Consider the following 26,499-nt stretch of genomic DNA (forward strand, 5'->3'; position numbering starts at 1 on the left):
TCAACACTTGTTGCGTGAGATCGTAAGCACTTTATATTGCTCTAGTAGGTAAATAATTCGGCAATTTTGAGCGTTTTCGCAACGACCTTGCGTGCATAGGCTTCTAATGCTTCTGGTTTCTGTTCATAAGCCAATCCGAGCATACTAAGCATGTGATAATTGCCTTTTAAAAGATTAAAAAAATCAGTAGAAAGTTCTTTTGCATCACACTCTAATAAACCACTCTGGGGGTGTTTTATTAATAAGTCTTTTACCAAATTGATACTATGCAGCGGTCCTGCGTCATAAAATAGTTGCGCTAAATGCAGGTTATTCTTTGATTCACCTATAACCACAGAGTACATGGCGATGACACGTTTATCGTTGAGCAGCTGAATAAAATTAAAAGCAATTGAGTAAAGAATTTCGTCAAGCGAATTAGACCCGATACAAATAGCCGCTTCTTCAATCCGGTATTCCTCACATTTACTTTCAATAACCGCATTATATAACACGTCTTTATTTTGAAAATGTGAATAAACAGTTTGCTTGGAAACACAACTTTGTTTGGCCACTGCGTCCATAGAGGTGCGATCATAGCCTTGCTGCAAAAATAGTTCTCCTGCGTGATGCAGTATTTGCTTGCGTTTTTGGCTACTCTTTGGCCTGCCGACTATTTTTAGTCGGCTTTGCTTTGGCAAATTTTTAGCAGATGTGGTTAAAATAGTCATAAGGTTTTTAATGTAATGTAAATTGTTTCACAACCGAGAAAGACATCCCGTGTCGAGTTAAGTTAGCACAAAATCAGTAATCATACTAGACGGTCTAGTATTTATAGTTTAGCATGCTCGGCATTGCATGCAACACAACCGTATGCGGCACAAACACGACAACGACAACGAGTAAAAGTACTCCTAGATATTCCGCTTCTAATCGTAAATGGAAGTAAACATTTTCACCGTTTCTAAAAAGGTGGGACTAAGCTAACAGGCAATAGGTAATATGACATTCTCCATAGCATCGAATCTAAACACATGAGCATTAATACAGGTCCTGATGGCAGCAATCCGTTAAGCCCAGGTTTGCATTCAGAGCAAGCTTCGACTCGGCCATCTTACCAAAATATGAAAGCACAAAATCAAATAAATGAAATAAATCATATAAATAGCGGTAAGTTCTCACTGCTTGTGCTTTGTGTAAGTAGTTTTTTATTATTAATCGTATTGATTCTATTTTCGGGTGATAAAACGGCAACTGCATTTGCTGACGAGCAATCACTGGTTATTCAAAATGCCAAAGTAAATGTGCAATCAATTTCTATTCAACCGTCTTACATAAAACAACGAAAGGTATATGGTTTAATTGAGTCTGCAAAACAAGCTAATCTGGGTTTTGAGCTTTCCGGCGTCATCGATGAAACACTAGTTGTGGAAGGCGAAAGAGTGGTCAAAGGGCAGGTGTTAGCCACTCTGGACAAACAGAGGCTATTTGCGCAAAAGAAAGAACTGGATGCTACCTTAGTGAAAGCGAAGGCAGATGCAACACTCGCCAGCTTGTCGGCCAAACGAACCGCTGAATTAGTTAAGAAACGCTTGGAACCAGAGCAGAGGTTAGATGAAGCTATTGCAAATTTAGATGCTGCAAACGCGTTAGTGAATGAGGTAAAAGCGAGGCACGAAAGCCTTGATGTTGAACTTCGGAAGTCGTCGCTGATAGCGCCTTTCAGTGGTCAGGTTGTGCAGCAACTGTTAGATTTAGGCACCGTGGTAACGACAGGCCAGGCGGTATTTTCGCTAATGGCTGAAATGGACTTAGAGGCACGAATAGGATTACCGACCCGATCTCCTCTGGCATTGAATTTGGGTGAACGCTATGAATTGAGCTACGAAGGCGAGACGCTGCCGGCAATATTAATTTCAATCGCGAAACAACGAAATAGAGCCACACGAGCGGTGGACGCTTTATTTAAGATTGATGCGAAAATGGCACAAAAACGTTATCTTATGTCTGGTGATCTGGTGTCACTGTCAGTCGATGTACAAATTGAAAAACAGGGGGTTTGGATCCCCATGAGCGCTTTATCTAATGGGGTTAGAGGCTTGTGGACTCTGTTTATAATTGACAAATCAAGTGGTTCTCAAATTATTCAACCGCGCAGTGTGTATGTTGAATATATGGAGCAAGAGCGTGCATTTGTATCAGGCGCTATAGCGCAAGGGGAGTTGCTAGTTGTATCCGGTCTGCATCGATTAACGCCTAACCAGGTCGTGCAAAACGTGCAAGTGATCAACACGGCGAGAAACTAGATAATGCCGACTGCGCAACATAATTCACCTTGGTATACGACGTTCTTTCGTCGCGGACACTTGCTTGCTCTTAGTATTATCATCATTCTGGTCGCAGGTTTATCGGCAGTGACAAACCTGCCACGTTTAGAAGACCCGCGCATCGATTTGCGTAATGTCATCATTCTTACATCTTACCCTGGTGCCTCTGCGGAACGCGTTGAAGCGTTAGTATCAGATGTTCTTGAAGATGAACTGCGTGAATTGTATGAGATTAAGGAAATCAAATCTACATCAAAAGCCGGATTCTCCAGCGTGCTGGTTGAATTACAAGACTGGGTAGACGATTCAACTAATCAGCAAATATTTTCAAAAATCAGAGATAGCCTTGAAAACGCGTCTGTCAGATTACCGGTTGGCGCGAGTAAGCCAATACTAGAGGATAAGCGCGGAGCAACCGCGTTTACTATGCTAATTTCCATTGACGCAGACATGCCCGAGACCACCTCATTGTCAGTTTCAGGAAGACTCGCTAGCGAGTTAGTAGACCGCGTGCGAAATGTGCCAGGCACCGAACTGGTGCGTTTATACGGGAACCCAATAGAAGAGGTTGTGGTTGCGCTCGATCCCCAAGCACTCGCTGCGGTAGGCTTAAGTATTGGCCAAGTTAGTGAGCGTATACGCACAGCCGACTCCAAGTTACCCGCTGGAATACTAAGAACATCACAAAAAAATATTCGAGTACAAGTGGCTGAACCACTGGAAAGCTTGGACATTATTGCGAATATTCCACTCGTTGCTGCTGACGGTAGTTATTTGCGTTTAGCCGACGTAGCGACTATCGAGCAGTCTTGGCAAACACCTGAGCGCGAATTTGCGATTGTCGACGGTCAGCGCACGATATTTATGGCAGCCCGCATGCAAACTACTGTGCGAGTCGACCAATGGACCGAAGCTGTTAACGAAAAGGTCACAGATTTTAATAACGAGTTTAATGGCACTGCTCAAGCCAACATTGTATTTGAACAAAATGAGTATACCCAAGCCCGGCTAACTGAATTAACTGAAAACTTGTTGCTGGGCTCGGTGGTTGTGATGCTCGTTATTCTTGTGTTTATGGGTGCTAAAGCAAGTTGGATAGTTGGCCTCGCTCTGCCATTATGTGCTGCCTTTGCCATTTTCTCCTTGAGCTTTTTTGATCAACAAATTCATCAAATGTCTATTTTTGGCATTATTATTGCGATCGGTCTACTGATTGACAATGCGATTGTCATTACAGACGAAATTAGGTTAAACCTGCTTGATCAGAGTACAACCAGATTACAAGCGCTTGAAAAATCGGTGAAGCATCTGTTTGCTCCTTTATTAGCGTCGACCTTGACAACGGTACTGGGTTTTATGCCTATTTTTTTATTAACCGGAAATATCGGCGACTTTATAGGCGCAATTGCCATCAGTGTTGTCATGGCATTGCTAGGGTCTTTAGCTATTTCACTGACTATTATCGCAGCGTTAGCAGCCAGATACTTGCCCAGAGATGGCACCAGTGAGCATGCTTGGTATCGCCGTGGTTGGCAGATGCCGGCGGTTTCATATCAATTTTCGCGATTGTTGGGGCGGTTAATAAAGCAACCTTCTCTGGTATTGTCAGTCATTGTTGTGTTTTGTTTATCTGGTTTTGTTCTATCCCAGCAGCTACCCAGCGTTTTCTTTCCGAGTGCGGACAGAGATCAGTTTGAAATTTATGTGTGGCTGCCAAATGGTACCTCAATCAATCAGACCAAAAAGGTAGCGCTAAGCATTGATGTACTGATCCGAGATAAACAAGAAGTACAACAAGTTACCTGGTTAGTAGGTGCGTCCACACCGTCTATATATTATAACCAAGTGATGTCGCGAGATAACTCTCCCGAGTTTGCAAATGCTGTCGTTACCACCAATTCCATTTCACAAGCTGCAGCGCTCATACCAACATTGCAGTATGAATTACAAGATGCTTATCCAAATGCTCGCATCGTGGTAAGAGCATTTGGGCAAGGCCCTCCAATACCAGCACCAATTGAGGTAGATGTATTTGGACCAGATATTGACACGCTCAACGCACTCGGTGAGCAAATTCGCTTAGCGATGACCAAAGTTCCGGGGATTACGCAAACCATCGCGACCATCACTACTGGCGAGCCAGAACTGCAATATGATGTGTCTGAAAACGATTCATATATTGCACAATTATCATTGACCGATATTGCTCAGCAACTGCAATTAGCCTTAGCCGGAACTACCGGTGGTTCAATATTGCAGGGCACTGAAGAGTTACCTGTTAGAGTCAGAGTTAACGAAAATCAACGCAGTGATATGAAAGAACTTGATGCTATGCCGTTGATGAACCAAGCATTGATGGAAAATAGAGCAAGTATAGGGGTTGCTTCGTTGGGGCAATTTACTCTGCTCCCCAGTATTAGCGGTATTACTCGGGTAGACGGTGAACGCGTGAACAAAGTTCAGGCTTTCTTATTACCCGGTGTTCCTGCTATTGATGCCAGTGAGCAACTGCGAGAGTTGCTAGAAAACGGTAATTTTGTGCTGCCAAAAGGCTATCGACTCAAAATGGCGGGTGACGCGGATGAGCAAAAACAAGCATTGGGCCAGTTGGCAACCTATGCACCCGTATTATTGGTACTAATGGTCACTGTATTAATTCTGACCTTCAATAGCGTGAGGTTTGCTGTTGTCATCGCAATGGTCGCGATATTGTCTGTCGGGCTTGGCATGTTTAGCTTATGGGTGTCGGGCTTGCCCATTGGTTTCAATCCGCTGCTAGGTAGCGCCGGATTGATCGGTGTCGCAATTAACGGATCTATCGTAGTAATTGCCGCTATTAATGGCAATGCTAAGGCTAAAAGTGGCGACACTAGGGCTATTGTTGAAGAAACCATGAGTTGTAGTCGTCATATTTTATCCACAACTTTCACCACCGTGGGTGGTCTGATCCCTCTATTATTATTTTCTCAAGGTTCGTTTTGGCCACCCTTGGCGGTTGTGTTAGCCGGTGGTGTTGGCTTTTCTGTTATTCTTTCATTGTTTTTCACTCCCACTATCGTTGCATTGATGTGTAGAATGCGCACTAGGAAATTACAAAAACGAGCGCACAACACAGCACATGCCTAAATTTCTCCAACAAATCAAAAAATGGTGGCAAACAGATTGTGCTTTTTGCCGCCGTTCACGTTATATATGTTTATGGGGCTTAATTATGTTGGTATTTTATTTATATGTCTGGACCTGAATCCGAATCCATTTTTATTAAAGCAGCATCATCTCACAATGCAATGACCTCGATTTTAATTGGGTCTGGCTTGGTTTTGACTGGTGCATTTATGTGTGTCGTATTACCAAAGCTGTTTTTTCTTCCTGGTGTGTTTATTATCAGTGGCGGTATCGTCGGCCTTATTATTGGGTTTTTTAAGCTAAAAGAGCCAAAACATAGTCTTGAGTTAACTCGCGAACATATCATCTATTATCACCGATGCGGGAAGTGGCGTATTTCGTGGGAAAACATCCAGCGCATCGATGTGCCTCGGATCACCAAAGGCATAGAGCAAGTCGACCTTGAAATGATCGGCTTTAAGTTGCGTGATGCCGACATTTTTCTGGATGAAATTTCACCGCGATTAATTACCTATCTGCTGATGGAACAGCGTCCTCTGACGATGCAAAACCGCGCTCATAACGCTGCAACAGGGCGGTCTTATGGTGCTGATATGATTGAGGATGAAAAGTTTTTACGAACCAGTGGTGAAACCATAAAAGGCGTATCTGCGATGTTTGGTCACCGGATGGGGAAACTTCGAAATCAACTTGGCTATGATATTTTTATTTCGACTAACGAAATTGATAGGGAAGCGACGAAATTCATTGCGTTATTAAAAGACTGCCAGGATTCTGCGACCAAACCTAAGACCTGATATTAATTAACTTAATCCCGCCCGCTGTGTTTTGAATTAAACTGTGACGTATTATGCCACTGCTCTAAAATTGCCTCCGCTTCTACCAGAAGAGTAGATATTAATTTCGTCAACGATTGATAGTGTTGTTGTTTTAAGTTGCTCTCCGTGTCGTAACAGACTCTTTGAAAGCGAGTGGCGCCTGTATATGCGCTAGCACCATGAAGCTTATGAACACATTGTTGCAATGATACAAAATCCTGTTTTTGCCAATGCAACTCTATTTCTGTCATGCTGCTGGGCAGTATAGCGATAAATCCGGCTAGAAACTCACGAGCACCTTCGTCGCTGCCGTGCGCCTTAGTAGTTGCAATTTGCCAATTTATGGCGAGTTTTTTAGTTTCGACAAATTCAGCGCCTTGGCACCAGCGTTGAATAGTGTTGACCAAGGTTGCTAAGTCAACAGGCTTGGGTAGATAATCATCCATTCCCGAAGACAAAAAACGTTCTTTTTCTTCACGGAATGCATGTGCAGTGATAGCGACAATCGGGGTTCCCATATTAAGTTGAGTTTGCCGTATATGCTGAGTAGCTTGGAGTCCATCCATGGTGGGCATTTGGATATCCATTAATATTAGGTCGTACCCGTTTTGCTTACACAATTTGATGGCGTCAGCTCCGCAAGAAGCTGTATCAAGTGTCGAGGGGGAGTCTCTTAACCAAGTTTTTAACAGTTTTAAGTTCAATGGCATGTCGTCTACGGCTAATATGCGCGCTGCAGGCAGTGATTTCGGATCCGATTTACTGACTTTTTCGGCTGATTCAAGTTGCACATTGTTTAGGTTATTAATATTTTTTAAAGTTAATGGTGAGCGGATGATTATGGGTTGATTAATGACGCTGCGAATTTGCTTTTGTTCTGGCGGTGGGCCAGAAAAAACAAGCGCCGTTTTTTGCGATCTAAGTTTCAATATCCGATTAATAATGCTTGTTCGGTTGGCAATATATCGCATTGGTAAAGAAGCAAAAATATAGTCAAACGAAACATTTGCCTGTTCAAAAGCAGAGATTGAATCATATGTGTAAGTGTCAAAACCGACACTCTTGAGGAGCCTACATGTGATTTTTCTGCTTTGCGGAGAAGGATCATAGATACCAGCGATTTTTGACACGAAACGATTCTGCACAGCTGGTATTACTTGGTCGTTTACTTTTTTGAATGGCAGGTTTATCTTGAATTTACTGCCTATGGAGTAGTAGCTTTGGACTTCGATGCTGCCCCTCATTAAAAATACAAGTTCTTGGCATATAACTAAACCCAATCCAGTACCTTGGAAGGATCTATTTAATTCATCATCAAGTTGATTGAATGGCGTAAATAATTTCTTCTTGTCCAAATTACTTATCCCGATACCAGTATCCTCAACTTCAATACATAGCATGTAATCGTCATCACCAAATTGTAACGATTTTGCGCGCAACACAATTTGGCCGTAATTGGTAAATTTTAATGCGTTACTTAGCAAGTTACTCATCAGTTGTTTAAGTTTAAAGTTATCGCCTATTAGCACTGAGGGAAGCGTATCAATATCAAATATGAATTCGAGTTGTTTTAAATGCGCAGACTTCGCCATCAAGCTTGCAATATCTTCGAACGCGTCGCGCGGTGAGAACGGTTTCTGATTAATGGTCAGCTTACCCGCTTCCATTTTTGAAAAGTCGAGAATGTCATTTACGATGATCAATAGGTCGGACGCAGCGCTATTGATAATGCGCACATGTTCATCGCGTTCAGTTTCATTGGTTTTGCTTTCCAATTCAGTACTAAAGCCAATAATTGCATTTAATGGTGTTCGAATTTCATGTGACATATTTGCTAAAAACTGACTTTTAACTTTGCTCGCTTTGACCGCTTCTCTGCGCGCAATATCTAAGTGCACGTTTTGTTCTTCAATGAGATAAAAGTTATTTTCCGCATCGTTGGATGCTTGGCGAATTTCTACTTCGAGACTAAATCTAACTTTCAGAATTATCGCTAATACAAAACATAAGGTTTGTGCCAATAATGCAGATTGAAATACGTAAGTTGTAAAAGAATTAACCGGTAACTTACCAGCAATAAAGAGTGAACCAATAACCGAGCCCAAAGTTAAAAACAGCCAACCTACCAGGACTGTGTTGGCTGGCAAAAATGCCTGACTGATATTTTTTATTGTGAACATAATATTGAGAAGTAATGTCGCATAACCGACAATGCGAACAAGCATGGCTTGTCCAAACTCGCTAAACCAGCCAAATAAAACAATGATAAAAGTGAAAAAAAGTATTATAAATAACAGCTTTAGTGCTAAATAAACGCGACTAAAATTGGCTGGTTTAGGCAGAAAGGTGAGCGTAAATAAACTGGCAGACGCACAAACGAGGGGCAGCAGCAGGTCGACGCTTTGGAAAAAGCTCAAGGAGTGCCATTGTTTTGGTAATAACTGGACGTGCCCACTCCACACCGTATGCCACAAAAATAATAGGCAAACAAGCGTAAATAACGCTAGCGCACTAACTTCTCTTTTATCGATCAACACGAACATGCAATAAATTGCAATGACCAGCAAGGCACCATAAAAAATGCCCCAAATTAAGTAATCTAGTAGGGTTTCATACCGATGCTGTTCTTCACTCATCAATCGCACTGGCGCAATGGTAGGAATGCGCTTCGCTTTGACGAAGAGGTAGACTTGATATGCCTGTTCACTATCAAGTGTTACCCTAAACGTTGGAGTGCGATAGAAGTGATTGCTTTGCTCGCGACCACCACTAAGTTGTTCTAGTACTTCTCCATTTGAAACTAGGTAGAAATCAACTTGGTCAAGTTGAGAAAAGTTAACATTGAGAACCCAACTTTGCTTACTCGACATATTGGTCACTTCAGCATATAACCATACGCCCGCAGGAGTGAATCCATAATTAGGAATAGTGTGGCTTTGATAGGAGAGATTAGTGCGGCTCAATTTGAACTCGTCAAAACTCAATGCACGGCCTTGTTGAGGGTATGCAACTATTGCGGACGAAATATTCACCTTAGATGATTCGTCTGTTAATTTGACCGCTTCTATTGCTTGTGCGTAAAACACCAAAAAGAATAGTGTGAATGCCAGTAACGCACGTATTTTTGTTAGTTTAGACACAAGAATTGTTATGCTTGATTCGAAAATAATATAACATGATGCTAATATAGAATTTGCGGCATCATATGTACAGCCTGTTAGCCTAGCTACTGAGCAGTTTTTTGATTTTATCAAATAAGAATAAATAAAAGTCAATCATGAGCAATGAAATAACCATCAATACTGACGGTATTGAACAACTACCCTTAAGTCGGTTTGCTGAAGACGCATACCTCAACTATTCCATGTATGTCATCATGGACAGAGCGTTACCGCATGTTGGTGATGGGCTCAAGCCGGTTCAACGGCGAATTATTTATGCTATGTCTGAACTTGGACTGAGTAATAACGCAAAATATAAAAAGTCAGCAAGAACGGTGGGTGATGTATTAGGTAAGTTCCATCCGCACGGTGACTCGGCTTGCTATGAAGCAATGGTGTTAATGGCACAACCGTTTTCTTATCGATATCCATTGGTCGATGGCCAAGGTAACTGGGGTGCACCAGATGACCCTAAGTCTTTCGCTGCGATGCGTTACACCGAATCGCGACTCAGTAAGTTCAGTGAAATATTACTGACTGAATTAGGCCAAGGCACAGCAGACTGGCAGCCAAACTTTGATGGCACCTTAGATGAACCCAAAGTACTTCCAGCAAGACTTCCGCATATTTTATTGAATGGTATTACCGGTATTGCCGTTGGTATGGCCACCGATGTACCCCCTCACAACGTGCGTGAAGTAGCCAATGCTTGTGCACTACTACTCGATAACAGCCGTGCTGAACTGAGCGAGTTATTAGAGCATGTACAAGGTCCTGATTATCCAACTGATGCTGAAATTATTACGCCGCGCAGCGATATTCAAAAGATTTATGAAACTGGCCGTGGTTCAATTAAGATGCGCGCGGTTTACCATGACGAGGGCGGCGATATTATAGTGACAGCGCTTCCTCATCAGGTTTCTGGTGGTAAAGTGTTAGAGCAAATTGCGGGCCAAATGCAAGCCAAAAAGTTGCCAATGGTTAGTGATTTACGTGACGAGTCTGATCATGAAAACCCAACGCGTTTGTTAATTACACCACGTTCCAATCGTGTTGATATTCATCAGCTGATGCAGCACCTGTTTGCTACAACCGATTTAGAAAAAAGCTACCGTGTAAATATTAATATGATAGGCCTTGATGGCCGTCCTCAGGTCAAAGACTTGCGTTCTATTCTGACCGAATGGTTAGTATTCAGGAAAGACACCGTAACGCGTCGCTTGCAATATCGATTAGACAAAATACTTGCGCGCTTGCACATTCTCGAAGGTTTGCTTATCGCGTTTTTGAATATTGATGAAGTTATTCATATTATTCGCACAGAAGATAAGCCTAAACCTTTCTTGATGGAGAGATTCAGTCTCACGGACATCCAAGCTGAAGCTATCCTTGAATTAAAACTACGTCATTTGGCGAAGCTTGAAGAATTTAGAATAACGGGTGAACAAGAAGAGCTAGCCAAAGAGCGCGACAGCTTGCAGTTGCTACTGGGGTCTGAACGTCGTTTAAAAACGCTTATTAAGAAAGAGCTTTTAGCCGATGCTGAAAAGTATGGCGATGACCGTCGCAGCCCAATTGTTGAGCGTGCAGAATCAAAAGCTATTTCTGAGAAAGAACTCGTTCCCTCTGAAGCGGTTACTGTTGTTGTTTCTGATAAAGGTTGGGCGAGATGTGCAAAAGGTCATGATATCGATGTTGAAGGCCTGAGTTACAAATCGAGCGATAAATTCCTTTGCAGTGCGAAAGGCCGAAGTACCCAACTTGTTGCTTTTATTGACTCATCAGGTCGAGCATTTTCTTGTGACGCACATGCATTGCCGTCGGCTAGAAGCCAGGGTGAACCTTTAACGGGGCGCTTTAGCATTGTGGGTGGGGAAAATGTAGAACATGTCATCATGGGTGCTGATGATAAACAATACCTGTTTGGTTCTGATGCCGGTTATGGGTTTGTCGGTAAGTTTTCTGACATGTTGAGTAAGGCCAAAGCAGGCAAAGCCTTCGTTTCATTGCCAAGTGCCGCAAAGGTGATACGTCCTCAACCGGTCAGCAATGTTAAAACTGACTGGTGTTTGTGTATCTCTAATGAAGGTAGGATGTTGCTTTTCCCACTTAAAGACTTACCGGTGTTAAGCAAAGGTAAAGGAAATAAGTTAATGAACATTCCATCTGCCAAGGCGAAAACGCGAGAAGAGTATCTTACGGTGTTAACTGTTGTGCCTGACGGCGCTGATATAAAGGTTTTTGCGGGTAAACGTGGAATGACCTTAAGCGCAAAAGATTTAACTCACTATCAAGGTGAACGCGGTCGCAGAGGTAACAAATTACCCCGTGGATTACAGCGCGTAGACTCGGTTGAAATAGAAGATAAAAAAGCAGTAACTGAGTCCCAAGATCCTGATTTAAATATAGATAAACCAAGTAGTGACGTACCTACAATTGATTAGTATTTACATAACTACTAATAATTAATAGGTACATACCTAAATTGCTGTGATTTGCGTATTGTGAACCATTCTTGTGCTCAACGTTATTAATTATTATGCGTCACTTTTTCGTATAGCCACTTTAATAGATCGCGCCAACTCACCACACCGATAGGGTGATTCTTGCTATCGACGACGGGTAAGCAAGAAATTTTGTTTTCATAAAATAGTTCGATTGCCGCGCGCAAAGATGTGTTTTGATCGACACAAATAACGCTTCTATTCACTATTTGATGAACCCGTTTGTTTAACGTTGCCAAGTCTTTCGCCGTAGCTGAGGGCATGTCGACGTTAGGGTGGATTGCTTTAGTATAATCACGATCAGAAATAACACCAGCAAGTTCACCTCTATCATTAACTACCATCAGATGATGAAATGAATTTTGCTCAAATAATTCTTTTACCTTTGTTAATCTATCGTCGATATGCACGGAGATAACGTTTTTCGACATTAAAGCGTCAATATTCAAGTGTGTTTTACCCATGTTTATTTATGCACTTATTATTTGAATCTAAGATGTAATTAATTAGCTTTGTTGACGCTAATACTTTATCTATTTCGAGGTAAATAGTCAACGTAATATTGATAGGAAACTCAGCGTAAAAAATAGGGTACGAGTAATAACGACAGCAAACCAAAAAGACGTGATATATTAATTTGGTCGTTGGCTTGTTTGGTTGCAATACTCGGTACTTTCTTTCAGATATCTAACTTTTAGGCTTTTATGCAACTCATTGATATAAATAAAAAACGTTACCGCCGGCATCTAAATTACATAATAGTTGCCTGTGTTGTCTCCCTAATTATTGGTTGCTTGGCTATTTCTCAACTACTGATAGCGGTATTTCCTGACGAAAGCGGCAGTCATTTCCATTGGAATTTGACCGGTGTTGTGATTACAAGTTTGCTAATTGGATTGATTCTCAATAAATATCGTACTCACGATTTTATGATCGAGGTCGCTTATGTGTGGGATCTTAAACAAGTACTTAATCGAATCAACCGTAAAATGCTAAAACTTAAAGCGGCCGCTCAAGAAGGTAATATTAATGCATTACTTGCCATTAATTTCAGCTACGCAGGCTCGCGTCTTTTGTGGGAGTTAGACGACAACCTAATCATTATGGATCAACTGGCTATTGATCAAGCTGAAATTGATAGTTTGGCCATGAAGTATAATTTGATCCTCAAGGCTGAAGATTATGATGAGGCTGTTTTGAAAGAATTCTAGTGCTTCATGTGCCTTAATTCTTATACTTTTCTTTAACATCTTGAATGAAACGTTGCCAAGTTTGATTCGGCTGCCAAATAGCCTCTAAATCTTTCTTGGCGATGGCCTCCGGCGCACCTAATTGCGTTACGCGGTATAGATACGTAAATTGTGACTAAGGGTCTCATAAGCGTGGATTTCCTTATCTGTTAGCCTGTTCTTCTTTTATTCTACCTAGCTCTTCAAAGTTAGCGCCCTCATTGGTAAGGCTATCGTTGATAACACGGTCTTTAATAAGGTCATCTTGATTTTTGTTCTCCACTATAACAGTGGGCACTAATTTACCAAACCCTTGTAATCTTTCTTTAGGATTGAGCATGATTAAGCGCGTTAATAATAAATTGTTAGGATACATAATAATATCGCGTTCGTCGGTTATGAGTTTTATATTAAAAAGATTCACCTCGCATATAGTACCCTCAACAAAATTATCACCTTCAAATATTCTAATAAAGTTTCCACGACTATAAGAGGGCTGAAATAATAGAATGAAGTAAGCGGTAATATTACTGAGCAAAGACCAGTTGGCGAACAGCGCGACTCCAGTGATTGTGATCAATGAGGTTGAAATAAGTAATAGGCCAGAAAAGTCTATTCCCCATACAATAAGCAAACCGGCAACGGTCATAGTACCAATAATAATGCGCACGATGTTAAAGGCTTTCAGTGCACTGTCTTCGGTTAGCTTACTTATTTTTACGCCTTTTCTTATTTTTGGTAATGTCCACTTTACTATGACCGCATGCAAAAAAATAACGCCGCCGGACCATAAAAGGGTTATGTAGTATTTATCAAACCATAAAATAAAATTTGAAATAATAGGTAAGTCGGTCATTCAGTTTTCCCAGTAGTATGTTTTAAGGTATTTTAAGGAGGCGTGAGCATCCTTACGATGAGATTATTTTAGCCGTATTAACGATCAAAAGTATCGATAAATAGGACAAAAAAACAAATAAAGGTATTCAAACAGTAATTTTAACGATATATAGTTGCACTACAATATAATGCAAAGGAAAATTATGAAAATTGCTGTTTTGTCACGCAATTCTGGACTTTACTCCACTCGACGATTTGTCGAAGCTGGCGAAAAGTTAGGCCATCAAGTCGATGTCATCGACACAATGCATTGTTATATGGACGTAACGAGCAGCCGCCCTTCGGTTCGCTACAAAGGTAAAGCGTTACCACGTTATGACGCTATTATTCCAAGAATTGGGGCATCTGTTACCTTTTACGGCACTTCCGTCGTTCGTCAATTTGAAATGATGGGAACCTATTCAATTAACGAATCTGTTGCTATTAGTCGCTCAAGAGATAAATTACGTTCTTTGCAATTACTATCACGTAAAGGTATTGGTATGCCCCGAACTGGTTTTGCTAATCACCCTGACAGAATTGACGACTTAATTAAAAATGTCGGTGGTGCGCCAGTCGTTATCAAATTGTTGGAAGGAACCCAAGGTATTGGTGTTGTCTTAGCCGATACAGCTAAAGCGGCTGAGTCTATCATTGAGGCATTTATGGGGCTTAAAGCGAGTATTTTAGTACAAGAATACATTGAAGAAGCCGGTGGTGCAGACATCCGTTGTTTAGTTGTTGGCGGTAAAGTTATTGCAGCAATGAAGCGCCAAGGTGGACCAGGCGAATTTCGCTCCAACTTGCACCGAGGTGGTTCAGCAAGTCTCGTCCGTTTGTCTCCTGCTGAACGAAAAACCGCCGTGGATGCGGCAAAAACAATGGGCTTGAATATGTGTGGTGTTGATATATTGCGTTCAAAAAGTGGCCCTATGGTTATGGAAGTAAATTCCTCACCAGGATTAGAAGGTATCGAAACCGCTACGGGCAAAGATATTGCCAGCATGATTATTGACTTCATCGCAACCACAGCTACTCCAAACAAAACAAAAACGATAGGTAAAGGCTAAACATGAAACGCGAAAACTTCACGATTGGTGGGGAAGTTATTAAACCCGGTGAACAGAAGCGTTTGCAATTGCAAATGCCGCCATTGTACACCGACACGAGTATGGGAATTCCTGTCTTTGTGCAGCACGGTAAGCGCCCAGGACCTACGTTGTTCGTGAGCGCTGCGATCCATGGTGATGAATTAAATGGTATTGAAATCGTTAGCCGTTTAATTAAAACCCGGGCGATAAAAAGTATTCGCGGCACCTTAATTGCGATACCAATGGTAAATGTTTACGGCGTTCTAAATCAAAGCCGTTATTTGCCCGACCGCAGAGATTTAAATCGCTGTTTTCCGGGTAGTAAAAAAGGCTCACTAGCCGGACGCATTGCCCGTTTATTTTTAGATGAAATAGTCAGTAAGTGTGATTATGGTATTGACCTTCATACAGGTGCTATACATCGCTCTAATTTGCCACAAATACGCGCCAATCTGGACGACCCAGTGACACTAGAAATGGCAGAAGCCTTTGGTGTCCCAGTTTTACTTAACGCTGACATTCGAGATGGATCGTTGCGCCAAGCCGCTGCCGATGAGGGCGCGAAAGTGCTTCTTTATGAGGCAGGCCAGGCCCTGCGATATGATGAGTTCTCAATCTCAGCGGGTGTAAAGGGTATTATTAAAGTAATGCGCCATGTTGGTATGTTAAATAGAACTAAGGCCGTGGGGCATAGGATTAAGCCATTTGTTGCAAGGCAAAGCGGCTGGGTAAGAGCAAACGAAAGTGGGTTTGTAATGCATAAGGCACAGTTAGGTGATCATGTCGTTAAGGGAGATGTTCTTGCTGTCATTTCAAATCCATTTGGTGAGCAACTAGGTACGATTGACTCTCCAAGCACAGGTGTTGTTATTGGTAAGCAAAATATACCATTAGCACAAGAGGGTGAAGCCATATATCACATTGCTTACTTCAAAAAACCTGACGAGGTAGCAGAGCACGTTGAGATGTTTCAAGACAACTTAATTGTGGTTGATTAAGCAACTGATATGCGCATCTAACTTTTACTATTGAGAGGTCAAAAATGAATGAAAAGCGTATTGTTGGTAATTTAGAGTTATGTGACTTGCCTGAGTTAGGGATAAAAGGACTGCATGTTCGAGTTGACACCGGCGCAACAACATCATCTTTGCATGTGGATAACATTGAAGAAATTGATATTGGTGAGGATACATGGATAAAATTTGATATTCATCCTGACATTCATGATGTAAAAAAGCTGATCCGCTGTCAAGCAAAAGTGGCAGGGCAACGCAAGGGGAAAAGCTCTACTGCAACCAGTCAGCGCCGCTATGTTATTGAAACAGATATCGTAATGGCAGATCAGCGTTGGCAAATTCAATTAACCTTAACGGACCGTTCTGAAATGACCTACTTGATGTTATTTGGACGCGAAGCAATGGCTGGCAAATTCATCGTTGATCCGGAGCTTGAATATTTACTGAAGAAGGCATAAACAAGTGTCATTGAAAAAGCCGGACAAGACTCATTTGAAATTAAATGAGTCTTGTAAATGCTAATTATTGGGCATTTGTGCTTTCAAAAATCTTATCGGCAGAAGCGGCCACAAATCCTTGATAATACTCGCCATTTGCCATTTTATAGCGTTGGGCAAATTCATAAAAGCAACTAGGAATAGACACTGTAGCATCAGCGAAAACAACTTCTGATGAATCAGCCATAGTTGAAGACTGAGCTAAACAAACCTCTTCTCCCCCTTTGATCTCACCACCAGATGAATTTAATCTAAACTCAGCCTGCTTTAAGATGTTATTTACTTCGCTGAGTTCATCGATGTTGTTTAAGTGATTAACGCTAACGGTGAAGTGATTTGCGCGATAGCCCCAGGCGGCCATCCACGCTGCATATTCCGATTCGGCTAATAGGGTTTTATAGTCTCCATGTGAAACCGTCCAATGTGTTCCTGAATACAGGAAATTATCGGCTTCAACAGCGTGCACACTAACATTGCAAATCATCTCATTAATAATCGCCTGCGCGGTCTCGCTGAGTTCTTCTACTCTCAACTCACTAATAAATACTTTTGCTTGCGTCGTATCCGGATGTTCAAAGTGTTGTGCTGTCAGTTTTTTTGTCGCAAAGTCATAATCTCCTTTTTGCTCATAACCGAGTGCAAGAAAATGTGCTGCTAGCTTGTTCAAATTAACGCGTTGAAGGTTAAATGTGCGCAAAGCAATATGGTCGTTGATAATATCGGACTTGCCAGTTTTGGTGCCTAATAATTCATGAATATTGCTCGCTGATGGCGTTATTTGAATATAGTTTTGCCAAAGTCCTTGAAACAATTTATTGATATCTGTGTGCATGTTTATTCCTTACAATCTATTAAAACTTGAGACCAGGACTAAGTGTAGATGGTAACGTAACTACATCTAGCTCTACCGACGCAACTGGGTATGCACAGTAGTCAGCAGCATAGTATGCGCTTGCTCTATGGTTTCCACTTTCTCCAATACCACCAAAAGGTGCTGCGCTACTAGCGCCTGTAATAGGGCGGTTCCAGTTGACAATACCGGCTCTAATACGTGCTAAAAAATACTCATAATCTGCTTTGGAATCGCTTAACAAACCTGCAGACAAACCAAAGCTAGTATTATTCGCATGCGTGATTGCATCATCGAAATCGCTATATCGGATCACTTTTAAAAGTGGCCCGAAATGTTCCTCATCAGGCATCTCATCGAGTATTGCCGTTACATCAATTAGACCAGGAGTAACGAAACCGGTGTCTTTATCTGTGTGTTCAAGTGCCAGTAAACTTGTTGCACCTAAGCTCAAAAGTTGCTGTTGAGCGTCTGCCATTCCAGCAGCGGCAGCTGAGCTTATCATCGATCCCATGAAGGGCTGTTCTTGCGCATCATAATGACCAACTTGAATGTTTTTGGTCACTTCCAACAAACGCGCTAACAGAACATCACCTTGTTCATTGTCTTGAAGAAACAAACGTCGAGCACAAGTGCAGCGCTGCCCACTAGTGACAAAAGCAGATTGCACAATGTCATGCACTGCAGCGTCAATATTAGCAACGTCTTTAACTATTAATGGATTGTTGCCGCCCATTTCAAGCGCTAATATCTTGCCTGGATGACCGGCAAATTGTTCATGCAATATTTTACCTGTTCGAGAGCTGCCGGTGAAAAACAGTCCATCAATATTAGGGTGGCAGGCAAGTGCCTTACCTGTTTCAACTTGACCTTGAATAAGATTTAACACGCCACTTGGTAAGCCCGCCTTTTGCCATAATTGAACAATAAATTCGGCAACCATTGGGGTTAAATCACTGGGTTTAAATACAATCGTATTTCCTGCGATCAGTGCTGGAACGATATGTCCGTTGGGCAAATGGCCTGGGAAATTATAGGGACCAAATACAGCCACGACACCATGTGGTTTATGTCTGATTATTGCTTGACCAACAGGCATAGGATTTTCAACAGTTCCTGTACGCTCGTTATACGCCTTTTCAGAAATCGCAATTTTTCCTATCATGGCACCAACTTCAGTGGCTGTCTCCCATTCGGGCTTGCCTGTTTCCTTTGCAATAATCTTGGCTAATTCAGTTTTACTTTCACCTAGCAATTCAGCAAATTTCTTTATTATGCTTAAACGTTCTTCAACCGACTTCAAAGACCATGCAGGAAAAGCATTGCGAGCAGCAACAACCGCTTCGTTTACTTGTGCGTTAGATGCTGATTTTGCAGACCAAATCACGATATTTTTTGCAGGATCGAGCGAATGGATAGCATCGCCTAAACCCGCTATCCATTGACCATTGATAAAGTGTGTTGAATTTGTCATGTGTGCTCCTAATGCTTCGTGTTAGCTGGCGAGAAACGAATTGAATCGCCATCTTTAATACCTAATGCCTCAGCACTAACTCGTTCAATCGCAACGCGATTACCGTCAACATAGGCGATTTCTGCGATACAAGCTCTGAAGTCTTGTACTGACGTATTAATAGCAAAGCAGGTTTGACCATCGGTTTGAGCGAGGTTGTCGTTGATGACGACAGATGCTTTGCGACTGGCTTGTACTGTTGCGATGTTTTTAACATCTGCTTCTACGGTTGGACCGGCGTCAAAAATATCCACATACCCACGGCACTTAAATCCTTCTTGCTCAAGCAAACAGAGAGCTGGTTTGGTTTTTTCGTGTACTTTTCCGATACAGTCTTGTGCCGCTTTACTGAGTAAATTAACGTAAATAGGGTATTTGGGCATCAGTTCAGCGATGAATACTTTATTGCCGATACCGGTTAGATAGTCAGCAGTGGGGAAATCCATTGAGAAGAAATTTTCTTCGAGCCAAGCCCAAAATGGCGAAAGCCCTTTGTCATCGCTAACACCACGCATTTCAGCGATAACCACGTCAGCAAAACGTTCTGTGTGCTCAGCCATGAAAAGGAAGCGCATTTTGGACAGAAAGCGACCGTTAAGACCTTTCCGCGCATTTTCTCTTAAAAATAAGGTGCAAATTTCACTCACGCCTGTGTAATCATTACAAAAATGCAGTATGTCGACAGTGTTATGCACATTTAACTCACGCGACGCATGCACCACTTTACTTATATGGTAATGATAAAACGCGTCTTGCAGGCCAACTGTTGCTTCAATACCAGTAGTACCGACAACTTCACCGGTTTCTGTATCTTCCATTACGAATAAGTAGCTTTGCATACCTGGTTCTGTTGGCGTTGACTGAACCGCTGCTTCAGCTTTTGTGATTTTGCGGCGCAATAGCTCTTCATTCACTGGCAGTGAAGTGAAACCGATGCCGGACTCTTTCGCTATCTCGTGCAGCGTCTGATAGTCAGACGCTTTAATCGGTCGAATAATTTTCATTAAATGATCCCTGTGATTGTCAAAGACAATCTAAAAAAGACTAACCGGCAACGACTGAGGCAACCGCCTTTTCGAAACGAGCTAAACCTTCAATGATATCTTCATCGGGGATAACTAAAGATGGAGCAAAACGAATAACGTTCATGCCAGCAATTAAACACATAAGATGCTGCTCATTCGCTGCGACCATGAAGTCACGTGCACGGCCGGCGTATTTCTCATTTAACGCACAACCTAACAACATACCTTTGCCACGTATTTCACTGAACACATGATATTGATCATTAATTTTACCTAAAATTTCACGATATAATGCTTCTTTCTTAAGCACTCCAGCCAAAATCTCCGGTTGATTGATAACGTCCAAGACTCTTTCTGCTACTGCGCATGCTAGCGGATTACCACCATATGTACTGCCGTGAGTACCTGGTTTCAGGCTACTAGCTATCGCGTCAGTGGTAAGCATAGCGCCAATTGGAAAGCCTCCGCCTAATGACTTAGCTGAGGTCAAAATATCAGGGGTAACATCAACATCCATGTAAGCAAATAGATAGCCTGTTCTACCAACACCACTTTGTACTTCATCGAAAATCAATAGCGCATTGTGTTTATCACAAAGTTCTCTGACACCCTTCACGAATGAGGGGTCTGGCACGATTATTCCGCCTTCACCTTGCAATGGCTCCATCATAATGGCGCAAGTGCGCTCTGACATCATGCTTGCTAGCATTTCTAGGTTATTGTATTCGCAATGTTCAATACCGCCGGGTTTTGGACCAAACCCGTCTGAATAGGCTGGTTGACCACCCACGGTTACTGTGAAGAAAGTACGACCATGGAAGCCTTGCTTAAAGGCAATAATTTGGTCTTTACTTTCGTTGTGATGATCAATAGCAAACCTGCGCGCTAGTTTCAATGCTGCTTCGTTTGCTTCCGCACCCGAATTAGCGAAATACACTTTATCGGCAAAAGTCGCGTCGCATAACTTTTTAGCTAATCTTATTGCGGGCTCGTTGGTAAATACATTACTTAGATGCCACAACTTGTTGCCTTGTTCTTGTAAAACGCTAACCAGTTCCGGATGGCAATGGCCAAGCACGTTAACCGCAATACCGCCTGCAAAATCGATGTATTCATTGCCTTCTTGATCCCAAACGCGAGACCCTTCACCACGCACCGGCACCATTTGTGCTGGATTATAGTTAGGTACCATTACATCATCAAACGTTGAACGAGTCACTTGCATGTTATACACCTCTTTGCTTAGCTATTCTGCACCCACACAACAGTAGATGTATGAGTAATCTGAAGGCGTATTATGCCAGAAGAGATACTTAAAGCAATCAACTTATTCGTCGCAAGGCCAGTAAAAATAGGGGGTGTGAACTGATTTGCAGAATTAGTGAATATTTATTTTGGTGGCAGTATAGCGAAAAAAATAGCAAGGTTTTAAGGTGCTAGTACTGACTGTAATGGCTTACAGACAAGCTACATATTTTAAAGTGGGACAAATATCGACACAATAGTTGGCTTTCAGGCATTACATTAGGGCATATTCATGCAAAAAAATGCTAATCAAATGACAGCGCTGATTGATAAACTAGGATTGTAAATCGTTCAGTCGTTGCGCGCTCTTAGTGCTTGTTGGATCTCGGGGATTTTTATTTCAAGCCCAGTTAAATTTGTTTTCATCAACAACACAACATCGTCTGAAACAATCCCAAAGTTGCGTAAATACAGCAACGATGCTTGTTTGGATATTAAGTTTTTTCCTTTCATCATTTTAAATTGCATATAGCCTTGGCAACGAAACAATAAATTGGTGAGGGGATGTAAATTTTGCTCTTTTACGTGCGCAAAGCTTATTTCTTTTATGCGAGTGTAATCTTCAAAGCCAATACCAAACATCAACCAACGGCACTTTAAGCTTGCAACTATGTCGTTGTTAAGATTATCCGCATAACGATGCCATAATGAAATAAGATACTTGTGCGAGGGTACCAGTGTATTGAGCGCTTCAGCTTGGACTGGATTATTTTTCTTTTGCTCTTCGATGATTTTTTCGCGTAATTTACCTTCGAATGCTTTTAGGTACATTGTGGTAATTGCACTGCGCCCAATGGTGCTCATCAATCCGATGTTATAACCTAAATACCATTTCATTCCTTCTTTTTCGGCAATCGCTCGGCACGCTTTACCCGTGCCCAAGGTATATTCCCAAAGGTGCTTCTGCAATTCTGGAAATAGCGCTGATTTGGGCGGTAAACTGCGTTTAGCAATTAGCGCTGGCAGCAAGGTGCGCAGACTTTCTATTCCAATGAAACTCAGTGCACTGCGCAAAGTATCGATGACGATTAGTCTACCTTTTGAATCAAAACGACGGTATGTTGGTTGTTTGATAAAGCTGAGAATGGCATCTGACAACCAATTCAATTCTTTAATGAAAACTTCTAAGCGAGATATTGAACAGGACTCTGTGTACAAAACATCTAAAATTTTACCTATGGATGGGTCAAACCCAAGCACTTTTTCTAATACGTACGAGGTATTTCTGAATCTTTCAGCAAGATCATTCATAAGGCTAACGTGAAATTCAGCTTCAACTTGTTGAATAAACAAATGTTGTTTTTGATTTTTTTCTTCACGATTTTTTATGGTAACTTCTTCGACAAATAACAATTCTCGACGAGCATCAGCTTGCTCTGACTCTTCCATAATGCGTTGTTTCTCAGTTTTTTGACCAGTCAAAAGAATAGCTTCATCCGAACTGACGAGAAGGTGCTCGAATCTATTATTCATAGTCGAGGCTAATTGAGATACGCTTAACTTCATTTAGTTGTTCTACATCCGTCGTCTATTTTCTTAAAAAATTATTCAAAATTTTGTGACCTTCCTGGGTTAACAACGACTCAGGGTGAAACTGAACACCAAATATAGGCATTGTTTTGTGCTGAATTCCCATTATCTCTGTATCGCCACTTTCGCTGCAAACTGCAGTAATTTCTAGCAGCTCAGGTAGTGTTTCTAATTCTAACAGCAAAGAATGGTATCTGGTTGCTATAAATATACTCTGGATGCCTTCAAAGATCCCATGCGCATGTTTTACCTGTATAACTGACGTTTTACCATGTTTGATATTTTTTGCACGTATTACTTTGGCACCAAAGACCTGCCCTATTGCCTGATGGCCCAAGCATACTCCTAAAAGCGGGACTTTTCCTGCAAATGCTGCAATTGCATCTAGGCAAATACCCGATTCATTCGGTGAACATGGACCAGGAGATATCACTAAATGTGTAAAGTCTAGTTTCTGCAGCTCACTAATACTGAGCTCATCATTTTTGATGACTTTTACCTTGGCACCTAACTCTTCAAAGTAGCGCGCTAAATTGAAGGTAAAAGAGTCATAATTATCAATGATCAAAACCATGTTAGTGACTCCAATGGCAAAGCTTGTTTTGCAAGCAAATCATATTCGTTTATAGTCAAATCGATGCCTAGAGCTGGATAGAAATCTAGGGTACGGGGTTATGGTGCAACAAACCCAAGTGCTTTATATGTTTTTGCGAGTGTCACTGATGCTTTTTCTCTGGCTTTTATAGCGCTGGCTCGCAAAACATCGTGTAAATAGCTTTGGTCGGTGCGGATCCGAGCATATTCTGACTGAATCGGAGCAAGCATAGTAACAACAGCCTCAGCTACATCAGCTTTTAAGTGCCCATACATTTTATCTTCATATTGTGGGATCAAGCTCTCAATTGACTGTCCTGTTGCACAAGACAGTAACGATAATAAACTTGATACGCCCGGCTTTTCAGCAACATCAAAATAAATACGTGCTTGCTCATCACTGTCAGTAACGGCACGTTTAATTTTTTTGCTTAGCTTTTTTGGATCGTCCAATAAGCCAATCACATTATTTGCATTATCATCCGATTTTGACATTTTTTTCAACGGATCTTGCAAGCTCATAATGCGAGCGCCTGATTCAGGAATAAATGGGTCAGGGATGGTGAATATGTCACCATAGATGTTATTGAAACGAGTTGCGATGTCTCGAGTTAATTCCAAATGCTGCTTTTGATCTTCGCCAACAGGGACTTTATTCGCCTGATAAATCAGTATGTCAGCAGCTTGAAGCACAGGATAGCTATACAAACCGACGTTGATATTTGACGCATTCTTTTGTGATTTATCCTTAAACTGTGTCATCCGGTTGAGCTCGCCCATTTGCGTATAACAATTGAGTACCCAGCTTAGTTGCGCATGCTCAGGAACGTGTGACTGCAAAAAAATACTACTTTTTTTAGGATCAATACCGCAGGCTAGATATAATGCTAAGCCATCAAGGCAGGCTTGATTTAACGCCGTAGGGTCTTGCCTAACTGTAATGGCATGCAAATCAACAATCATGTATAGGCAATCGTTGTCGTCTTGCATATTGACCCACTGACGCAGGGCTCCCATATAGTTGCCCATGGTCAGTTGACCTGAAGGTTGGCAACCACTTAAAACGATCGGTTTTTGCAAGCTCATTGTGTTTACGACTTCCTAGTGTTATTTAAATTGATTTTTCATTGCCGCAATAGTGTCGGCGTAATTGTCGCTACTGAATATAGCTGAACCTGCAACGAACATGTCCGCGCCTGCTTCCCAAACCGACTTGATATTGTCGATTTTTATACCGCCATCGACTTCTATTCGAGTATTGAGACCCTTCGCATCTATTATCCTCTTTAATTCGGTTATTTTAGTCAGTGTATTTTCGATGAAAGATTGTCCGCCAAACCCGGGGTTGACTGACATTAATAAAACATAATCAAGTTTTTCAAGGACACAATCCAAAACGTGCAATGGTGTTCCGGGGTTTAACGCCAGCCCGGCTTTGCAACCATTATCTTTAATTAATTGGATACTGCGGTCCAGATGCATCGTAGCTTCAGGATGAAAACTAATCATACTTGCACCTGCTTTTGCAAAAGCCTGGATCATAGAATCGACTGGCTGGACCATTAAATGCACGTCAATATCCGCTCTGATACCATATTTGCGCAATGCGTCACAAATCATTGGGCCGAAAGAAAGGTTAGGAACATAATGATTGTCCATTACGTCAAAGTGAACTATGTCTGCCCCAGAATCGAGCACGTTTTGAACATCTTGTCCTAAACAAGCAAAATCAGCGGACAGAATGGATGGTGCAATTAATGGCGTGTGCATTATTTAGTCCCAAAATTGAACAGTTTACCGAACTTTCGTGATTGACAACAGCCTTAACCGCGCCCTTTATTGGTGAGCATGCATCAAATTGGGGCGTTTTTATTTACTGAATCCATTCGATGCGCCAAATATTTTTATGTAGCAAAACATAAAAATCAAAAAAATCTATAAAATTCAATGTGATAATTTTTTATATGCAGTTTTTTATATTTAGGCACTACTTTTGCTCTACCTAGTCCATACACCGATTATACAAATAAAATAAATGAATGTTGTACCAACAACTAAAATAAATTATCAATTTAATACGTAACAGCATTACAAAACTAATAATAATAAGACGACAAGAAGAAACCGCTTTAACAACTTGGAACCTTACGGAGAACTCACATGAAAACTTTTAAACGCGCAGCAATAGCTGCAACAATTTTGACAGCAACGCTAACAAGTCAATCTGCAATGGCGGGTTGGTCAGCAAACGTCGGTCTAGTGTCTGATTATCACTTCCGTGGTATTCAACAAACTGAGTCCGCGTCAGCTAGTGCTGGCGTTGATTATGCCGCTGATTCTGGCTTTTATGTCGGTGCTTGGTCTGCTGAGGTTGAAGATGGACTCGAAGTCGATTTGTATGGCGGTTATGGCCTTGAATTAGAAAGTGGCATCACGCTGGATGCCAATTTTGTTAGCTATCAATACACCGGTGACTTTGACAGTGCTTACAATGAAATTGGAGTAAGCGCTGGTTACGGTCTATTTTCGGTCGGATATGTTAATGGTAAGTGGGATGGTGCAGTAGGTAACGAGGACGCAACCGAAGGCGATTATTCGTTAGTTACACTGAGTGTCGAGAAAAACGGATGGTCTGCAACTATTGGTTCTTGGGGCAAAGTTTTCGATGGTGAGTATGGTGAAATTGCATACGGTACTGAAATTGGCGGATTTGATGTTGGCGTAGGCCTTGTAGTCAGCGGTTCTGACTTAGATGACAGCGAATCGTTATACTTTTCGCTTAGCAAATCATTTGAGCTATAACTTAACACGATAGGATTATATATAAAAACCCTGCAAGCCTGAAGGCTTGCAGGGTTTTTTATGAATGATTAAATATTGCGCATTTTGACTTTTGCGCTATACTTTCCTCTGATCCTTTATTTATATGATGAAATTTATATAATGAACCACAGCGTCATTAGGTGTTTATAAGGTCAACGTTTTGCATTTTTCAGCCCCACCAGAGCGTGTTCGTTTGTCGTTATATTTACAAGAGAACATGCCGATAAGAATATAA

Annotated in this window: 21 protein-coding genes; 9 read left to right on the forward strand and 12 right to left on the reverse strand. The window is 41.6% G+C overall.

Annotated elements, in window-relative coordinates; genetic code table 11:
- Positions 1-41 precede the first annotated feature (41 nt).
- The gene (locus G399_RS19895) at positions 42-710 is read right to left on the reverse strand and encodes a TetR/AcrR family transcriptional regulator (protein WP_006011098.1); all 669 of its coding nucleotides are present in this window, start codon (positions 708-710) and stop codon (positions 42-44) included.
- Between the two features lie 303 nt (positions 711-1,013).
- On the opposite strand from G399_RS19895, the gene G399_RS0100575 reads away from it, so the two are divergent.
- From G399_RS0100575 to G399_RS0100585, 3 genes are all read left to right on the forward strand, one after another.
- Positions 1,014-2,285: an efflux RND transporter periplasmic adaptor subunit gene (locus tag G399_RS0100575; protein ID WP_006011096.1), complete on the forward strand. Its 1,272-nt coding sequence runs from the start codon at positions 1,014-1,016 to the stop codon at positions 2,283-2,285.
- A gap of 3 nt (positions 2,286-2,288) precedes the next feature.
- Positions 2,289-5,432, forward strand: coding sequence for an efflux RND transporter permease subunit (locus G399_RS19900; RefSeq protein ID WP_006011095.1), 3,144 nt, complete (start codon positions 2,289-2,291; stop codon positions 5,430-5,432).
- A 104-nt stretch (positions 5,433-5,536) separates the two neighbouring features.
- A complete protein-coding gene (locus G399_RS0100585; RefSeq protein ID WP_006011093.1) occupies positions 5,537-6,229 on the forward strand; it encodes a DUF2982 domain-containing protein in 693 nt (230 codons plus the stop codon).
- Between the two features lie 11 nt (positions 6,230-6,240).
- Here the strand turns inward: G399_RS0100585 and G399_RS0100590 are convergent, their stop codons facing one another.
- A complete protein-coding gene (locus G399_RS0100590; RefSeq protein ID WP_006011092.1) occupies positions 6,241-9,390 on the reverse strand; it encodes a hybrid sensor histidine kinase/response regulator in 3,150 nt (1,049 codons plus the stop codon).
- Between the two features lie 137 nt (positions 9,391-9,527).
- Here G399_RS0100590 and parC point away from each other — a divergent pair, with 137 nt between their 5' ends.
- Complete coding sequence (gene parC / locus G399_RS0100595) at positions 9,528-11,855, forward strand: DNA topoisomerase IV subunit A (protein WP_006011091.1); 2,328 nt, start codon at positions 9,528-9,530, stop codon at positions 11,853-11,855.
- Between the two features lie 86 nt (positions 11,856-11,941).
- Here the strand turns inward: parC and G399_RS0100600 are convergent, their stop codons facing one another.
- Positions 11,942-12,379, reverse strand: coding sequence for a CBS domain-containing protein (locus G399_RS0100600; RefSeq protein ID WP_006011090.1), 438 nt, complete (start codon positions 12,377-12,379; stop codon positions 11,942-11,944).
- 240 nt (positions 12,380-12,619) lie between these two features.
- Between G399_RS0100600 and G399_RS0100605 the strand changes: the two genes are divergently transcribed.
- Positions 12,620-13,126, forward strand: a complete 507-nt coding sequence (locus G399_RS0100605) for a DUF3087 domain-containing protein (RefSeq protein WP_006011089.1) — start codon at positions 12,620-12,622, stop codon at positions 13,124-13,126.
- Positions 13,127-13,307: 181 nt separating this feature from the next.
- Here the strand turns inward: G399_RS0100605 and G399_RS0100610 are convergent, their stop codons facing one another.
- Positions 13,308-14,000 (reverse strand): mechanosensitive ion channel domain-containing protein, encoded by a 693-nt coding sequence (locus G399_RS0100610; protein ID WP_006011088.1) that lies wholly within the window; start codon positions 13,998-14,000, stop codon positions 13,308-13,310.
- 184 nt (positions 14,001-14,184) lie between these two features.
- On the opposite strand from G399_RS0100610, the gene rimK reads away from it, so the two are divergent.
- The 3 genes from rimK to G399_RS0100625 are packed head-to-tail and all read left to right on the forward strand — an operon-like array spanning position 14,185 to position 16,585.
- Positions 14,185-15,090: a 30S ribosomal protein S6--L-glutamate ligase gene (rimK, locus tag G399_RS0100615; protein WP_006011087.1), complete on the forward strand. Its 906-nt coding sequence runs from the start codon at positions 14,185-14,187 to the stop codon at positions 15,088-15,090.
- Between the two features lie 2 nt (positions 15,091-15,092).
- Positions 15,093-16,109, forward strand: a complete 1,017-nt coding sequence (locus G399_RS0100620; protein ID WP_006011086.1) for a succinylglutamate desuccinylase/aspartoacylase family protein — start codon at positions 15,093-15,095, stop codon at positions 16,107-16,109.
- A gap of 44 nt (positions 16,110-16,153) precedes the next feature.
- Entirely contained in the window at positions 16,154-16,585 is a 432-nt protein-coding gene (locus G399_RS0100625; protein WP_026843325.1) for an ATP-dependent zinc protease family protein, read from the forward strand.
- 64 nt (positions 16,586-16,649) lie between these two features.
- Here the strand turns inward: G399_RS0100625 and G399_RS0100630 are convergent, their stop codons facing one another.
- The 8 genes from G399_RS0100630 to rpe all read right to left on the reverse strand — a co-directional run bounded on the left by G399_RS0100630 (position 16,650) and on the right by rpe (position 25,211).
- Positions 16,650-17,456 carry a DUF1338 domain-containing protein gene (locus G399_RS0100630; protein ID WP_006011084.1) on the reverse strand — a complete coding sequence of 269 codons (807 nt, stop codon included), beginning with the start codon at positions 17,454-17,456 and terminating at the stop codon, positions 16,650-16,652.
- A gap of 19 nt (positions 17,457-17,475) precedes the next feature.
- Complete coding sequence (gene astD / locus G399_RS0100635) at positions 17,476-18,948, reverse strand: succinylglutamate-semialdehyde dehydrogenase (RefSeq protein ID WP_006011083.1); 1,473 nt, start codon at positions 18,946-18,948, stop codon at positions 17,476-17,478.
- An 8-nt stretch (positions 18,949-18,956) separates the two neighbouring features.
- Complete coding sequence (gene astA, locus G399_RS0100640; protein WP_006011081.1) at positions 18,957-19,991, reverse strand: arginine N-succinyltransferase; 1,035 nt, start codon at positions 19,989-19,991, stop codon at positions 18,957-18,959.
- Positions 19,992-20,031: 40 nt separating this feature from the next.
- A complete protein-coding gene (locus G399_RS0100645; protein WP_006011079.1) occupies positions 20,032-21,237 on the reverse strand; it encodes an aspartate aminotransferase family protein in 1,206 nt (401 codons plus the stop codon).
- A 371-nt stretch (positions 21,238-21,608) separates the two neighbouring features.
- Positions 21,609-22,823: an HDOD domain-containing protein gene (locus tag G399_RS0100650; RefSeq protein ID WP_006011078.1), complete on the reverse strand. Its 1,215-nt coding sequence runs from the start codon at positions 22,821-22,823 to the stop codon at positions 21,609-21,611.
- A gap of 22 nt (positions 22,824-22,845) precedes the next feature.
- On the reverse strand, positions 22,846-23,421 hold the full coding sequence (locus tag G399_RS0100655) for an anthranilate synthase component II (protein ID WP_006011076.1): 576 nt from the start codon (positions 23,419-23,421) through the stop codon (positions 22,846-22,848).
- A gap of 98 nt (positions 23,422-23,519) precedes the next feature.
- Positions 23,520-24,527 (reverse strand): tryptophan--tRNA ligase, encoded by a 1,008-nt coding sequence (trpS, locus tag G399_RS0100660; RefSeq protein WP_006011074.1) that lies wholly within the window; start codon positions 24,525-24,527, stop codon positions 23,520-23,522.
- A gap of 21 nt (positions 24,528-24,548) precedes the next feature.
- A complete protein-coding gene (rpe, locus tag G399_RS0100665; protein WP_006011073.1) occupies positions 24,549-25,211 on the reverse strand; it encodes a ribulose-phosphate 3-epimerase in 663 nt (220 codons plus the stop codon).
- Positions 25,212-25,601: 390 nt separating this feature from the next.
- On the opposite strand from rpe, the gene G399_RS0100670 reads away from it, so the two are divergent.
- Positions 25,602-26,243, forward strand: a complete 642-nt coding sequence (locus tag G399_RS0100670; RefSeq protein ID WP_006011071.1) for a TorF family putative porin — start codon at positions 25,602-25,604, stop codon at positions 26,241-26,243.
- Positions 26,244-26,499 lie beyond the last annotated feature (256 nt).

The organism is Brumicola pallidula DSM 14239 = ACAM 615 (assembly GCF_000428905.1).
In the GTDB taxonomy this organism is placed as follows: domain Bacteria; phylum Pseudomonadota; class Gammaproteobacteria; order Enterobacterales; family Alteromonadaceae; genus Glaciecola; species Glaciecola pallidula.

What these genes read in the sequence shown, in the direction of transcription:
- parC (WP_006011091.1), top strand. Translation starts at nt 9,528, where the DNA reads ATGAGCAATGAAATAACCATCAATACTGACGGTATTGAACAACTACCC.
- rpe (WP_006011073.1), bottom strand. Translation starts at nt 25,211, where the DNA reads ATGCACACGCCATTAATTGCACCATCCATTCTGTCCGCTGATTTTGCT.
- G399_RS0100630 (WP_006011084.1), bottom strand. Translation starts at nt 17,456, where the DNA reads ATGCACACAGATATCAATAAATTGTTTCAAGGACTTTGGCAAAACTAT.
- G399_RS0100650 (WP_006011078.1), bottom strand. Translation starts at nt 22,823, where the DNA reads ATGAAGTTAAGCGTATCTCAATTAGCCTCGACTATGAATAATAGATTC.
- rimK (WP_006011087.1), top strand. Translation starts at nt 14,185, where the DNA reads ATGAAAATTGCTGTTTTGTCACGCAATTCTGGACTTTACTCCACTCGA.
- G399_RS0100605 (WP_006011089.1), top strand. Translation starts at nt 12,620, where the DNA reads ATGCAACTCATTGATATAAATAAAAAACGTTACCGCCGGCATCTAAAT.
- G399_RS0100655 (WP_006011076.1), bottom strand. Translation starts at nt 23,421, where the DNA reads ATGGTTTTGATCATTGATAATTATGACTCTTTTACCTTCAATTTAGCG.
- G399_RS0100645 (WP_006011079.1), bottom strand. Translation starts at nt 21,237, where the DNA reads ATGCAAGTGACTCGTTCAACGTTTGATGATGTAATGGTACCTAACTAT.
- G399_RS0100600 (WP_006011090.1), bottom strand. Translation starts at nt 12,379, where the DNA reads ATGGGTAAAACACACTTGAATATTGACGCTTTAATGTCGAAAAACGTT.
- G399_RS0100625 (WP_026843325.1), top strand. Translation starts at nt 16,154, where the DNA reads ATGAATGAAAAGCGTATTGTTGGTAATTTAGAGTTATGTGACTTGCCT.
- astA (WP_006011081.1), bottom strand. Translation starts at nt 19,991, where the DNA reads ATGAAAATTATTCGACCGATTAAAGCGTCTGACTATCAGACGCTGCAC.
- G399_RS19895 (WP_006011098.1), bottom strand. Translation starts at nt 710, where the DNA reads ATGACTATTTTAACCACATCTGCTAAAAATTTGCCAAAGCAAAGCCGA.
- G399_RS0100575 (WP_006011096.1), top strand. Translation starts at nt 1,014, where the DNA reads ATGAGCATTAATACAGGTCCTGATGGCAGCAATCCGTTAAGCCCAGGT.
- G399_RS19900 (WP_006011095.1), top strand. Translation starts at nt 2,289, where the DNA reads ATGCCGACTGCGCAACATAATTCACCTTGGTATACGACGTTCTTTCGT.
- G399_RS0100670 (WP_006011071.1), top strand. Translation starts at nt 25,602, where the DNA reads ATGAAAACTTTTAAACGCGCAGCAATAGCTGCAACAATTTTGACAGCA.
- G399_RS0100585 (WP_006011093.1), top strand. Translation starts at nt 5,537, where the DNA reads ATGTCTGGACCTGAATCCGAATCCATTTTTATTAAAGCAGCATCATCT.
- G399_RS0100610 (WP_006011088.1), bottom strand. Translation starts at nt 14,000, where the DNA reads ATGACCGACTTACCTATTATTTCAAATTTTATTTTATGGTTTGATAAA.
- G399_RS0100620 (WP_006011086.1), top strand. Translation starts at nt 15,093, where the DNA reads ATGAAACGCGAAAACTTCACGATTGGTGGGGAAGTTATTAAACCCGGT.
- trpS (WP_006011074.1), bottom strand. Translation starts at nt 24,527, where the DNA reads ATGAGCTTGCAAAAACCGATCGTTTTAAGTGGTTGCCAACCTTCAGGT.
- astD (WP_006011083.1), bottom strand. Translation starts at nt 18,948, where the DNA reads ATGACAAATTCAACACACTTTATCAATGGTCAATGGATAGCGGGTTTA.